The 13,296-nt window shown below is 53.8% G+C and carries 14 protein-coding genes and 1 pseudogene; 6 read left to right on the top strand and 9 right to left on the bottom strand.

Annotated features, from left to right (window positions below):
• Positions 1-98 precede the first annotated feature (98 nt).
• The 3 genes and pseudogenes from QUD59_RS12895 (at position 99) to QUD59_RS12880 (ending at position 1,420) form a co-directional block, all read left to right on the top strand.
• The gene (locus tag QUD59_RS12895; RefSeq protein ID WP_286237475.1) at positions 99-845 is read left to right on the top strand and encodes a spermidine synthase; all 747 of its coding nucleotides are present in this window, start codon (positions 99-101) and stop codon (positions 843-845) included.
• 80 nt (positions 846-925) lie between these two features.
• Positions 926-1,194, top strand: a pseudogene (locus QUD59_RS19260) (BrnT family toxin).
• Between the two features lies 1 nt (position 1,195).
• The gene (locus tag QUD59_RS12880) at positions 1,196-1,420 is read left to right on the top strand and encodes a BrnA antitoxin family protein (RefSeq protein WP_286237472.1); all 225 of its coding nucleotides are present in this window, start codon (positions 1,196-1,198) and stop codon (positions 1,418-1,420) included.
• 52 nt (positions 1,421-1,472) lie between these two features.
• Here QUD59_RS12880 and QUD59_RS12875 read toward each other — a convergent pair whose 3' ends face one another.
• Positions 1,473-2,891: an aminotransferase-like domain-containing protein gene (locus tag QUD59_RS12875; RefSeq protein ID WP_286237470.1), complete on the bottom strand. Its 1,419-nt coding sequence runs from the start codon at positions 2,889-2,891 to the stop codon at positions 1,473-1,475.
• A gap of 229 nt (positions 2,892-3,120) precedes the next feature.
• Here QUD59_RS12875 and QUD59_RS12870 point away from each other — a divergent pair, with 229 nt between their 5' ends.
• The gene (locus QUD59_RS12870) at positions 3,121-3,519 is read left to right on the top strand and encodes a hypothetical protein (RefSeq protein WP_286237468.1); all 399 of its coding nucleotides are present in this window, start codon (positions 3,121-3,123) and stop codon (positions 3,517-3,519) included.
• Positions 3,520-3,596: 77 nt separating this feature from the next.
• On the opposite strand, the gene QUD59_RS12865 is transcribed toward QUD59_RS12870, so the two are convergent.
• The gene (locus QUD59_RS12865) at positions 3,597-5,285 is read right to left on the bottom strand and encodes a methyl-accepting chemotaxis protein (RefSeq protein ID WP_286237467.1); all 1,689 of its coding nucleotides are present in this window, start codon (positions 5,283-5,285) and stop codon (positions 3,597-3,599) included.
• A 249-nt stretch (positions 5,286-5,534) separates the two neighbouring features.
• Positions 5,535-5,906: a VOC family protein gene (locus QUD59_RS12860; protein WP_286237466.1), complete on the bottom strand. Its 372-nt coding sequence runs from the start codon at positions 5,904-5,906 to the stop codon at positions 5,535-5,537.
• Between the two features lie 220 nt (positions 5,907-6,126).
• Between QUD59_RS12860 and QUD59_RS12855 the strand changes: the two genes are divergently transcribed.
• Positions 6,127-6,696 (top strand): peptidylprolyl isomerase, encoded by a 570-nt coding sequence (locus QUD59_RS12855; protein WP_286237464.1) that lies wholly within the window; start codon positions 6,127-6,129, stop codon positions 6,694-6,696.
• Between the two features lie 24 nt (positions 6,697-6,720).
• Here the strand turns inward: QUD59_RS12855 and QUD59_RS12850 are convergent, their stop codons facing one another.
• The 6 genes from QUD59_RS12850 to QUD59_RS12825 form a co-directional block, all read right to left on the bottom strand.
• A complete protein-coding gene (locus QUD59_RS12850) occupies positions 6,721-8,937 on the bottom strand; it encodes a heavy metal translocating P-type ATPase (protein ID WP_286237463.1) in 2,217 nt (738 codons plus the stop codon).
• Positions 8,938-9,057: 120 nt separating this feature from the next.
• Positions 9,058-9,534 carry a YiiD C-terminal domain-containing protein gene (locus tag QUD59_RS12845; protein ID WP_286237462.1) on the bottom strand — a complete coding sequence of 159 codons (477 nt, stop codon included), beginning with the start codon at positions 9,532-9,534 and terminating at the stop codon, positions 9,058-9,060.
• Between the two features lie 13 nt (positions 9,535-9,547).
• Positions 9,548-10,105: a nitroreductase family protein gene (locus QUD59_RS12840; RefSeq protein WP_286237461.1), complete on the bottom strand. Its 558-nt coding sequence runs from the start codon at positions 10,103-10,105 to the stop codon at positions 9,548-9,550.
• A 9-nt stretch (positions 10,106-10,114) separates the two neighbouring features.
• Positions 10,115-10,939 carry an NADPH-dependent 7-cyano-7-deazaguanine reductase QueF gene (gene queF / locus QUD59_RS12835; RefSeq protein ID WP_286237460.1) on the bottom strand — a complete coding sequence of 275 codons (825 nt, stop codon included), beginning with the start codon at positions 10,937-10,939 and terminating at the stop codon, positions 10,115-10,117.
• Positions 10,939-11,712: an ABC transporter permease gene (locus QUD59_RS12830; protein WP_286237459.1), complete on the bottom strand. Its 774-nt coding sequence runs from the start codon at positions 11,710-11,712 to the stop codon at positions 10,939-10,941. Before QUD59_RS12830 ends, queF begins: the two co-directional genes overlap by 1 nt.
• Positions 11,709-12,641: an ABC transporter ATP-binding protein gene (locus QUD59_RS12825; RefSeq protein ID WP_286237458.1), complete on the bottom strand. Its 933-nt coding sequence runs from the start codon at positions 12,639-12,641 to the stop codon at positions 11,709-11,711. The genes QUD59_RS12830 and QUD59_RS12825 overlap by 4 nt, the downstream gene beginning before the upstream one ends.
• A gap of 241 nt (positions 12,642-12,882) precedes the next feature.
• On the opposite strand from QUD59_RS12825, the gene QUD59_RS12820 reads away from it, so the two are divergent.
• Positions 12,883-13,278, top strand: a complete 396-nt coding sequence (locus tag QUD59_RS12820; RefSeq protein ID WP_286237457.1) for a PA2817 family protein — start codon at positions 12,883-12,885, stop codon at positions 13,276-13,278.
• The last annotated feature ends 18 nt before the right edge of the window (positions 13,279-13,296 follow it).

Raw genomic sequence — 13,296 nt, 5'->3', positions numbered from 1 at the left:
GGTAAATAGAGCTAATCGGCCGATTCAGGGTCATCTGAAGTGGAATCCCGGGGCGTCGGTCTTATAAAATAGCGCTCTTTGTTTGAGAGCATAAGCTGATGTCCATCCCCGGAAAAGAGATAAACCGCAGTTATGATGAGTTTGGCCCGATCCGGATTTTTGATGATGGCAATAAACGCTATCTGGCGTTTGGCGATAATGACGAACAAAGCTGCTGGCTGAAGAGTGAACCGCTGGTGCCACAGCATGAATACAGCCGGGCGATGTTGCTCTCTCTGCTGTTTGTCGAACCGAAACGCGCCCTGACACTGGGGCTGGGCTCGGGCTGTATCAACAGTTGCCTGCACCATCACTTTCCCGGCCTCAAACAGCAGGTGGTCGAACTACGTCCGGGTGTGATTCAGGCCGCCTATAAATACTTTCAGTTCCCGCGCAGTAAACGCCTGCAGGTGATCAATCAGGACGCTTTCGAATTCCTCTGCTGCGACGATTCGCCCCGGGTTGATCTGGTTCTGAGTGATATTTACAGCGCCGAAGGGCTCGATGAACAACAGCTCTCTGAACAGTATCTCAACCTCACAGAGAACCGCCTGAAAGCCCATGGCTGGCTGGTACTGAACTGCTGGCGTGAACATCAGAGCGGGCATGCCCTGGAACTGTTGCAGACACTTTTCACGCAGGTATGGGGCTGCAATACCCCCTGCGGCAACTGGATAGTTTTCGCCAGTAATGCGCCTGTGCAGGACAGCAGCAAACAGCTTAAGCAACGCGCACGGGCCTTAAGTCAACAGCTCGGGTTCTCCCTTAACAGCCTTCTGAACCGGTTAAAGTGTTATACGGATTAACTCAGTTAATCCCCTGCCAACGACGACCTGCCGGTTGACATATCGCACTTCGTACATACACTGTACATATGATATAGTTTATCTGGAACTCTGCCAAAGCCGCATCCAACCTCAAAAAACACCAGATTTCTTTTTCTGAAGCAAAAACGGTGTTTTATGACGAATTCGCGATTCAATTTTTCGACGCAGAGCATTCGGCATCCGAAGACCGTTTTTCATGCTCGGAATGAGCAATGAATCTCGCATTCTGGTGGTCTGTCACTGCGAAAGAGGTGACGGCGAGACCATCCGCATTATCTCAGCTCGTAGAGCAACCAAACATGAACGTAAGTACTACGAGGGTGAATAAGATGAAAGACGAATATGATTTCTCAAAAATGAAATCACGCAAAAATCCTTACGCATCCAAACTTAAAAAGCCTGTAACGATCAGGCTGGATGAAGACGTCATCACCTATTTCAAAGCAATGGCTGAAGATACAGGCGTTCCCTATCAGAGCCTCATTAACCTGTATCTGAGAGATTGCACGGCACAACACAGGACAATTGATATCTCCTGGCGCGGGAAGCCCTGACCTGTCACAGCCTGATGAACTGAACCAGGCCTTGCCTGCCTGTCATAGACCCCTACGCTTCCGCTATCAACTGCCTGACCTCTTCACAGATCTGGCGGAAAGTCGCTTCGGTCTGGCTGTCCGGGACCTGTGCAAAGTTAAGGCGAATAAAATTGCGGTACTTACCGGAAGCTGAGAACAACACCCCGGGCGCAATACTGACCCCCTTCTGCTCCATCCGCTTACCCAGTTTGACGCTGTCCACTTCTGGTGGAAACTCTACCCAGAGCAGGTAGCTGCCTTCCGGGTAACTGATTCGGGTGCCTTCGGGCGCTGTACGTTTGACCAGATCAATCATCCGGTCCCGGTTCAGCCGGTATTGAGCCCGCATACGCCGCAAATGACGCTCATAAAACCCTTTTTCAATAAACTCGGCGATCGCCTCCTGCTGCAGCGGAGGGGAGCTGACCGTTGAGATAAATTTCTTATGCAGCACCCGGTCAGTACACTGCCCCGGAGCCACCCAGCCCACACGCAGACCATAAGCAATGGTTTTCGAAAAAGAGGAACAGAGCAACACCCGCCCCTCTTCATCGAACGCCTTGATCGTCTTAGGCCGGGGAGAACGATAGTAAAGGTCACCATATATATCATCTTCAATAATGGGCAGATCATACTGCTGGGCCAGACGCAGCAGGGCTTTACGCCGCTCTTCGGGCATGGTGTAACCCAGCGGATTATTACAGGTCGGCGTCACCTGAATAGCCTTGATTGGCCACTGATCCAACGCCATCTCCAGTGCTTCCAGGCTGATCCCCGTTTCGGCATGCGTCGGTATCTCGAGTGCTTTCAGGCCCAGCGCTTTAATCGCCTGTGTAGAACCATAAAAGCTGGGTGAATCGGTGGCGACCACATCACCGGGGCTGGTGACCGCACGCAAGCTGCAAACCAGTGCTTCCTGGCAGCCACTGGTGATGATGATATCGTCCGGATGCAGTTGACAACCGGAGTCCAGTGCCAGCCGGGCAATCTGCTTACGCAGTGCGGCAGAGCCCTGAATCTCGCTGGTATTGAGAAAATCTCCCACACTGTTTGCCGCAATACGGGAAAGGATTTTCGTCAGCGGTTTCAGGGTCGGTGTATTGGTTTCCGGCATGGCCGTACCAAAGGCCTTATAACCGTCTTTCTTACTACTGCTGAGCAGGTGATAAATCTGATCCCAGTGCGTCACTTCCAGCGGGCGCTGCGCCGGGCGGCTCAGATCCGGCAGCTCCACGTCACTGCCCCGGCTACGCACGTAATACCCTGATTTCGGCCGGACCTCTGCGTAACCGCTCTCTTCGAGTCTCTGATACGCCTCCTGTACCGTGGAGATACTCACCTCACGCTCTTTGCTCAGTGCCCGGATCGACGGCAGCTTACTACCCACCGGATAAAAGCCCTGCTCAACCCGGCACACCAGAGACTCAAGTAACGCTTCATACAGTTTCATAACTAATCACCAGCACAATGCCATTCACCAGTACAGATTTATCTGCAAAAAGGAACACAGCTAAGAAAACAGCAATCTGTAATGCAAAACTATATTTTTTCTAAATCTGTAATGCTTTATGACCGCAATGTAAATTTATACACCACAGATTAACCACAAACTGTACTGAATAAAAATTATTTTTATACAACTGAATTAAAGATTCAGGTTCAGCATAAGGAAGATGACCATGAACAGAGTTACTGCACTATCCGCTGCACTGCTTGGTTTGAGCAGCCTCCTGCTGGCGGGATGCGACAGCAGCTATCACCCCTATAACGGCCAGTCCGGGTTCAGCTTTGAGCCTGAAGGCACTGCGCAGTACACCCTGCATTATCAGGGGCTGGCGACATCCCGGGCTGAAGACCTGAATGTAATGTGGCATCACACCGCCCGGGAACTGTGCCGGGGCGGCGCCTACCATCACAGCCTGCATCCCCTGCAGGACGCTAAACTCAGTGGCCGGCTGCACTGTCTGACACCGGGTCTGGGACTGAACCGTCAGGTGCAGGAATCTGATCAGTTGCTGGCCGAGCATCAGTTGCCACAACCTGAGCTTCCATGCACCCAGGGCTGCCGGGGGATGTAACTGATGAGCGCTATGTCAGACAAAGCAGCACAAAAAAACGGGCCGTTGGCCCGTTTTTATTTCTCTGCAATGTAAGATCAGGCTTTGAACTGACTGATCAGTGTTGTCAGTCTCTGTTCCAGTTGCGCCATCTCCGCCGTAGTTGCCGCCAGACGATCTGCATTACCACTGGCGCGTTCAGAGATATCAGCAATATGCTGAATGCTCCGGCTCAGCTCATCTGCAACGGCCGTCTGTTCTTCGGCTGCCGTAGCGATCTGAGTACTCATACCACTGATCTCGCTGACTGAATTGGTAATATTACCCAACTGATCACCCGTATGGCTGGCCTTTTCCACAGTCTGATCGGTCTGCTCCCGGCTGCGCTCCATCTCCTGTACTGCCTGACGGGCGCCACTCTGCAGTTTCTCGATCATCCCCTGAATCTCATCGGTGCTCTGCTGGGTCCGGTTTGCCAGTGTACGCACTTCATCGGCAACTACCGAGAAACCACGTCCCTGTTCGCCGGCACGGGCCGCCTCGATCGCGGCGTTCAGCGCCAACAGGTTAGTCTGATCAGCAATCTCTTTGATCACGTTAACCACGGTACCGATATGCTCTGAATCACGATCCAGTTGGGCAATCACATCCGCAGCCGCATTAACCCCGCCCTGCAGGGACTGAATCGAATTAATGGTTTCATTGACCACCTGCTGACCGCCCTGCGCGCTTTCATCTGCCGCCTGAGCGGAGTGAGATGCACTGGTGGCATTGGTAGAAACTTCCTGCACCGCAGCCGCCATCTCATGAATAGCAGCAGCCACCTGTTCGGTTTCGCGGCGCTGTTCATCCACCTCACGACGGGTATGGTCAACTACTTCAGTCATCCGCGATGTGGACTGGGTCAGATCACTGATGGCACTCTGCACCTCAACAATCAACGCCTGAATCTTCGCCGCAAAGGAGTTAAAGCCGTGAGCCAGTTCACCCACCTCACCTTTGGCATTGGTATCCAGGCGGCGGCTCAGATCGCCCTCACCTTCACCGATATCTTTAAGCGCTGCCGCTGCCGCGGCCAGCGGGTTGGCAATGCTGCTGGCAAAGACGATGGCAACAAAGCCGAAGACCAGCACAAAACCACCGCCGATCAGAAGGATAAACAGCATGGTGCTGCGGATATCCTCCTCCAGAGCAGCCGTCGCCTCAGCAACCTGATCGTCGATATCATCGATATAAAAACCGGTACCGACCATCCACTGCCACTTTTCCAGACCTACGGCATAACTGAGCTTATCAACCTCGGCATTTTTGGACGGTTTTATCCACACATATGTGAGATAGCCACCTCCACTCTTCGCCGCATCGATCAGCTCTTTAACAATCAGCACACCGTTGGAGTCCTTCAGGCCCATCAGGTTTTTGCCCTTCAGATCCGGCTTGGGACGGGTTGCCAGGTTAGTACCGTCATATTTGTAAACGAAGACATAACCATCACCTTTTTCCCCGTAGATAAGGTTGGTAATAATCTCCAGTGCTGCATCTTCCGCAGCCTGATCACCCGGCGCAGCGTTCTTGTAGATGTGCTCAACCGAGGAGACCGCAAGGTCAATATAACTCTTCAGAGCCTCCTGTTTGGAGGCCATTAACTCCTCACGCAACAGGTCGATCTCTCTCTCACCGAGATCCCGCAGTTGTATGTTGACCACAAACATCACTACCGCCAGCACGGCAATCAGTGGTATCAGGGTCAGCAGCAGAATTTTCTGCTTTAAGGTCATCTTGCCCATTGAAAATGCACTCCACTCGGGTGCCACTATCCGGCTTACAAATCAGACAGCGGCGTACGCGTTTATTTTATTCGTTATCGGGAGTCAGACTCTCTGCCACAACGGCGACAACAGCACTGCACTGCCGGCAAGCGTTATGACGGGTTTGGCCCACTCCTCAAATTATAGTTTTCGTTATTGTTATTAGCGGCCACTTATATACAACTATAAATTGTATCCAGCCCGGTTTTACCATGCGCTTGACCGGGGTCAAGCTGATTTCAATTCGATCCGGTTTCCTTCCGGATCTTCGATATAAACCGACTGGCCGAAACCGGTTGCACCATAGCGCTCCTCAGGCTGGCCACAGGGCACTCCGTGCTCACGCATATAAGCGAGCAAAGCATCCGGCTCAAAAGGTTTAATCTGCAGACAGAAATGATCCATATTTCCCGGCCGTGCGACTTCTGTCACCGGCTGTATATCGATCAGCGCTGAACCGGCTCGCAACTGATATAACGCTGGCTCCTGAATCACCCTGACCAGTTCGCAACCGAGAATATCGGTGTAGAACGCAAGGCTGCTGTCCAGATCCTGCGTATTGATCACGATGTGATCCAACTGTTGAATTGAAAACTGCATGGCAACTCCCGGACAAGGCCAGCAAACGGTTCCTGCCAGCCTCAGGCAACTTACCCCTACTACTATAGAAGTAATACACTCGCTAAGCAAAACCCTCGTAATATCAGTACATTGCTGCACCACTTTAGTCACAGCGGCACGCAGATGGCGCAAACCGGATGACCCCCGTAAGGAAAAACCGTACTATGCCAGCAGGTCAACTGAATAACAGGATTTAAACATGTTGCAACGCATACTGAGCTTTATCGTACTGACACTCGCCCTCTCCGGTCAGGCCCATGCCGATGAGAACAACCCGATGGTATTGATGCAGACCAATCTGGGAGAGATCAAACTGGAATTGTTTCCAGAGCAGGCGCCGGAAACCGTGAAAAACTTTCTCAGCTATGTCGATAATGGCTTCTATGAAGGGACTATTTTTCATCGCACCATCGCCGGCTTTATGATTCAGGGCGGCGGCTTTGATCAGCAGATGCAGCGCAAAGAAACCGCTGCACCGATTCAGAATGAATCCACTAACGGTCTGAGCAACCTGCAGGGCACGATCTCCATGGCACGCACCCGCGACCCGCACAGTGCTACCTCGCAGTTTTTTATCAACGCGGTGAACAACCGTAATCTGGACGCAACAGGTGGCCGGTTTGGCTATGCTGTGTTTGGTCGGGTCACTGACGGGCTGCAACTGGTGCTAAAAATCAGCCGGACGCCAACCGAAGCACAAGCCGGCCACCGGGATGTTCCCAGAAAGCCGGTTATTATTCAGAAAATCAGCCGGATCCCTGCGCCTTAACGGCCAAATCAGCGCAACGTGGGCTTAGAGTTTAAGCCAACGCAGACGATTGGCGTTACTGACCACAGTGACTGAAGACATGGCCATAGCCGCACCGGCTATGGCCGGATTCAGCAACATACCCGCCAGCGGATAGAGTGCACCCGCCGCTACCGGAATCGCCAGTGCATTATAAATGAACGCGCCAAACAGGTTCTGACGTATATTCCGCACCGTGGCCCGTGACAGATTGATTGCCCGGCTAACCCCATGCAGGGATCCCGACATCAGGGTCACATCAGCACAGGCGATGGCAATATCAGACCCACTGCCAATGGCATAACCGAGATCCGCCTGCGCCAGCGCCGGTGCATCATTCACGCCATCCCCGACCATCGCTACGGTTTCGCCCTGCTGCTGCAGTTGACTGATCACCTCCTGTTTCTGCTCTGGCCGGACATCAGCAATCACCTCGGTAATACCCACCTGGGCGGCAACCGCTTCTGCCGTCTGCCGGTTATCCCCCGACAGCAGCACGACCTGTAAACCCGCCTCCTGTAGCGCTTTTACTGCCGCGGCTGAATCAGATTTGAGCGGATCAGCCACGCCGTAGAGCGCCACCAGCTCCTGATCACGGGCCACAAACACCAGAGAACGCGCCTGTTGACTCCAGACGGCAATCTCCGACTCCAGCGCGGAACAATCAACCTGATTCTGCTCCAGCCAGTGACGGTTACCCGCCAGCCAGCGCTGACCTTCATACGTGGCACTGACGCCTGAACCCGGCTGGCTGGAAAAATCACTGACTTCTGCCTTCTCCGGCACCTCCAGATCCCTCACCAGCGCCTGCGCCAGCGGGTGCTCTGAGTGTGATTCCAGCGCCGCCACCACCGCCTTGACCTGTGCCTGTTCCGACTCCGGCAGCAGATAGTGCTGATCGGTCAGTTGCGGCTTACCCAGCGTCAGGGTGCCGGTTTTATCCAGTACGATGGTGCTCAGCGTTTCAGCCAGTTGCAGAGCATCGGCATTGCGGATCAGAATCCCCCCCTGCGCTGCACGCCCGACAGCGACCATCACCGACATGGGTGTCGCCAGTCCCAGAGCGCAGGGGCAAGCGATAATCAGCACCGTCATCATGGTGATAATGGCGTAGCTGTACTGCGGTGCCGGACCCCAGATCCACCAGATCAGTGCGGTCAGCAGGGCAATGCCAACCACAACCGGAACAAAGACCGCAGCGATTCTGTCTGCCAGACGTCCCAGCTCCGGCTTACAGTTCTGCGCTTCACGCACCGCTTCAATAATCTGCGCCAGAACCGTCTGCGAGCCCACCTGCTCAACATTCATCAACAGGCTGCCGGAACCGTTAAGTGTGCCCCCCACCAGCTTCTCGCCGGCAAACTTATGCACAGGCACCGATTCCCCGGTGAGCATGGATTCATCCAGATAACTGTCTCCGGAGGCCACCTCGCCATCCACCGGCACCCGTTCGCCCGGTCGGATACGTACCTGATCGCCCGGTGCCAGCAGCGCTACCGCGACCTCCTTCTCCTCACCCTGCCGGATCCGCAGCGCGATTGCTGGCTGCAGGTTCATCAGACTGCGGATAGAATCGCCGGTTTTTTTCCGTGCCCGGGCTTCCAGAGCCTGACCCAGCAGAATAAAACCGAGAATCATCACGGCCGCCTCATAATAAAGGTGACGCGCTACATCCGGCAGGTTCGCCCCGGCAGCCGCCAGTAACAGAATCCCCGAGGAATAGATCCAGGCCGCACCGGTACCCAGTGCGATCAGGGTATCCATATTAAAATTCAGGCGGCGAGCCGAACTCAGCGCGCCACGGTAGATATGCCCGGCACAGAAGCCCATCAGCAACAGCGCGGCCAGCCCGGTGACGGCCCCCAGCAACTGACCACCCGATGTAGTAATATCCGGCATTAGCCCAAACCAGGCCTGAATCATCAGCAGCGCACCAAAACCAAGGCCGATAAAACTGCGCTGCAATGCTCGCAGATAATGGGCCTGCTCCGCGGCTTCCGCCTGAGCCAGTCCGTCTTCATCATTGAGTTCGATGGCGCCATAACCCGCCGCTTCAACCACGGCAATCACCTCCGCAGCAGATCCGGAGGTCGAGACGCTCAGGCCCCGATCGGCAAAATTAACAGAATAATCTTCGATAACCGGCGCGCCCTGCAGCCCCCGCTCCAGTGAGCGGACACAACCGGCACACGTGATACCCTGGAGAGAAAAACGATAGATCATAGGAAAAACCTTAAGCTTTTACTGAATATGCTGACAGCATAAACCCTGAAGCTTACTCCAGACTCAAGTGATTTTTCCAAAAATGATGAGTGCCTCTGAACAGAAGCACTCCGCAGGCATTTATTCAGGCGAGGATGGCGCTTTCTTTTCCAGTGCCACATAACTGCCACTGAGACGCAGCGCCAGCTTGTCGTCCTGTCTGATTTCGATCACCAGATCCATCCGGGCACGTCCCTTATCTGCCATTCTGGCATCAAAACCGCTCAGGGTTTCAGGGGCCGGCAGTTGGGTCACTGCCGTAAAATCACGGGTGACCGGAAGAAAATATTCGAGATGACTGTCGCGGATCACCACATCATCGTTGCGCCCCTGCTCGCGCAGGTAGAGGGTGATAATACTCCAGCCACAAAGCGTCGCCACGGTCGCCAGAGAACCACCAAAACCGGTGCCCTTATCATTCACATTAGGCGCCAGTTCAGCCCCCATCTGCAGTTCATGGCCATCCCAGCGCAGCGGCTGAAAGCCCATATGGTTAATCAGCGGGATCTGCCCCCGGAGCCACTCCAGAAACTGATCCGCCTGCTGCTGTCTGTCCATGGCGTTTCCCCCCTTAAACCGGCCAGGAGGCCACGTAATCACTCAGATCATGCTGCGGCGCGCGGCGCATTTTGGCAGCAGTGCCGAGGTAGATATAGCCGATAATGGTTTCCGCGTCGGCTACGCCCAGCCCCTGACGTACCTGAGAATGGTAAGCCATATCGCCGGTACGCCACATGGCGCCGACGCCCTGGGCATGGGCTGCCAGAATGATGTTCTGTGCCGCACAACCCGCAGACACTTCCTGCTCCAGCAGCGGCACCTTCGGGTGTTCACGTACCGCAGCGATCACCACAATCAGGGTGGGTGCCCGCAACGGCATATTGAGAATTTTTTCGCGGCGCTCTGGCGCCAGATCCGGATCATCCTGCAGGGCCGCCTGTAAAAACAGTTCACCCAGCTTGTGTCGCTGCTCCCCCGCAATGGTGAGAAAACGCCAGGGGCGAATTGCACCGTGGTCCGGTGCCCGCAGGGCTGCCTGAAACATGGCCTCCAGTTGTTCTTCTGTCGGGCCGGGTTCAGACAGGACCGGGCAGGATACCCGGTTATGTAACAGGTCTAACGCGTCCATTTTGGCTCCTTACTGGCGGCTCAGGCGCAGGTTGTCGATATCTTCGGAATCACTGCTGCGGAACGGATTGATATCCAGACCACCACGGCGTACATAACGCGCATAGACACTCAGACTTTCCGGCTGGCAGCGCTGCCAGATATCCATGAAGATTTTTTCGACACACTGCTCGTGGAAATCGCCATGCTCGCGGTAGGAGATGATGTACTTAAGTAAACCTTCACGCTCAATTTCGATACCGCTGTAACAGATACCCAGTGTTGCCCAGTCGGGCTGACCGGTGACCGGACAGTTGGATTTGAGCAGGTGGCTGTATAGCACCTCTTCCACTTTATCTTCTCCGGTGGTCAGGAGCTCCGGCGCAGGGCTGTAGTGTTCAATTTCCACATCCTGATTGTCGATACAGAAACCCGTAAACTGACCAAATTCAGGTGCCTGATCCGGATGGTAGATACGGACATCGACCCGGCCACCCGCCGCCTTGCCAAGATCTTCCAGCAGACGCGCTCTGACCTCCGCTTCTGACTCGAAACGACTCAGGTTAAAGGAGTTAAGATAAAGCTTGAACGATTTGGACTCGATAATATTCTCGGAATCGGCATACAGACGGAACTCCGCCAGACGCACCTCCGGCTTGCCACGCATATTCAGCCAGGAGAGCTCGTAGGCGTTCCAGATATCGACGCCGGAAAACGGCAGCTCAGACCGCTCCACGCCCTGTTGCTTCCAGTTGATATCCCGTGCGATCGGGTATAGCTGAGAGGGATCATAGGTGTTGACGTAAGCCGTCTCCTGACCCAGCGGAGACTGCGTGATGATGTCATCTTGTTTCATTAACTGCGAATACCTTTACCATTGCGGAGCAGATAGAGGGCATAAGAGAATAACCCGGCAATAAACAGCAGGATCATTGTGAAGGCAAAACCCACATTAATATCACTGATACCAAGGATACCGTACCTGAAGGTGTTCACCATATAAAGGATCGGGTTCAACTGAGACACGCCCTGCCAGAACTCCGGCAGTAACTGAATCGAGTAAAACACCCCGCCGAGGTAGGTCAGTGGCGTCAGAACGAAGGTCGGGATAATGCTGATATCATCAAATGAGTTGGCAAACACCGCGTTGATAAAGCCCCCCAGAGAGAACAGAACCGAGGTCAGGAATACCACCACAATGGTCACCCCCAGATGCTGAACCTGAAGGTCAGTAAAGAACAGCGACAGCAAGGTGACAATAAAACCAACGCCCAGACCGCGGGCAACGCCCCCCAGCACAAAACCACTCAGTATCACCCAGTTCGGTACCGGTGACACCAGCAGCTCTTCGATGTTGCGCTGAAACTTGGTGCTGTAGAAAGAAGAAACCACGTTGCTGTAGGAGTTAGTGATCACCGACATCATGATCAGGCCCGGCACGATATACTCCATATAGTCGAAACCGCCCATCTCACCGATCCGGCTGCCGATCAGGTTACCGAAGATAATAAAATAAAGCGTCATGGTGATCGCCGGCGGCAGCAGCGTCTGCGCCCAGATCCGGGTAAAACGTCTGACTTCGCGACGAACGATCGTCCAGAAGGCTACAAATAGGGCTTGGGTGTTCATGCAGTTTCCTGTTTCAGATTCTTATCTACCAGAGAGACAAACAGCTCTTCCAGACGGTTGGACTTGTTGCGCATACTGCTGACCGCAATGCCCAGATTATCCAGCTCTTTGAACAGCGCATTCAGCCCCTGCTCCTTGAAAACATCCACTTCCAGCACCCCGTCATCCAACTGACGAAGGGTGTAGCCGGGCAGCTCCGGCAGGTTCTGCAGCGGCTGCTCCAGATCGAGAATAAAAGTCTCAGTATTCAGTTGCTGCAGCAGCTCCCGCATACTGGTGTTCTTGATGATCTGGCCGTGGTCAATAATCGCAATATTGCGACACAGGCTCTCAGCCTCCTCCAGATAGTGGGTGGTGAGGATGATGGTGGTTCCGGCACGGTTGATCTCCTGCAGGAACTCCCACATCGAACGACGCAGCTCGATATCTACCCCCGCTGTCGGCTCATCCAGAATCAGCAGTTTGGGATCATGCATCAATGCCCGGGCGATCATCAGGCGGCGTTTCATGCCACCGGAGAGCATCCGCGCCGGGCCATTACGCTTCTCCCAGAGCCCGAGTTTTTTCAGGTAATAATCGGCCCGCTCAGTCGCAGCAGGTCGGGAGATGCCGTAATAACCCGCCTGGGTCACCAGTATGTCGCGGACATTCTCAAACATATTGAAGTTGAACTCCTGCGGCACGACGCCCAGATTCATCTTCGCTCTGGTCAGGTTTTTATCCAGATCAATACCAAAGATCGATACCTTACCGGAGGTTTTGTTCACCAGAGAGGAGACGATGCCCAACGTGGTGGATTTACCGGCACCGTTCGGCCCCAGCAGGGCGAAAAAATCCCCCTCGCTGACACTGAAGCTGATCTCTTTGAGCGCTTCAAAGCCGTTGCCGTAAACTTTATGCAGTTTTTCTATTGATAAGGCTTGGGTCATCTACCATTCCCGGGAGTTATTGGCTGTCAGGTTTATTATCGGATGCTGTATACCGGTCGGGGCGTTTCCGCCCGGAAGTATATGCACAGCCTCTAAAATAAGGGTCACTTCGGCAATTTCAAGCGACACGGGCTGCAACATAGTTTTGTTGAAACCGCTACAATACCGGGAAGCGGGCGGAAAGCTGGCCGGTTCAGGCTCAAGCTTATAGAATAGCCGCGACCTCAAAGCGGAGACCGGAATGACATCTTACCAAATTCATCATCTGAATTTTTTAAAAATTGCTTACAACAACTTCATTAACCGTAAACCGTTTACCAGTGACGAACCGGCTCAGGACGATCTCGATTTTATCGAAGAGTTTCGCCAGTTAATCGAAGATTTTGAAGCCGAAAAAGCCGGTGTTCATGAACAGGGCGAGGACTTTATTGATAAAGCATTCCGTCGCTACCCGGAACTGGCCCATCTGATCGCCCGCGATCTGCTGTGGTATTTTGGCGGCAACAACCTGCACAATATGACCGACTACGAAATCGATAACTTCCAGCAGCTTGATGAGATGCGCTTCGCCGCCGAAGAACAGGGCGAGACGTTCGACTATATCAACAAACGCGCCGCCATTTTCGGCCAGAACTAAGCAGCCTGTACCTGAAGA

It is taken from the genome of Neptuniibacter halophilus (assembly GCF_030295765.1).
In the GTDB taxonomy this organism is placed as follows: domain Bacteria; phylum Pseudomonadota; class Gammaproteobacteria; order Pseudomonadales; family Balneatricaceae; genus Neptuniibacter; species Neptuniibacter halophilus.
The sequence above is the reverse complement of the archived record's forward strand: the minus strand, read 5'-3'. Positions and strand labels throughout refer to the sequence as shown.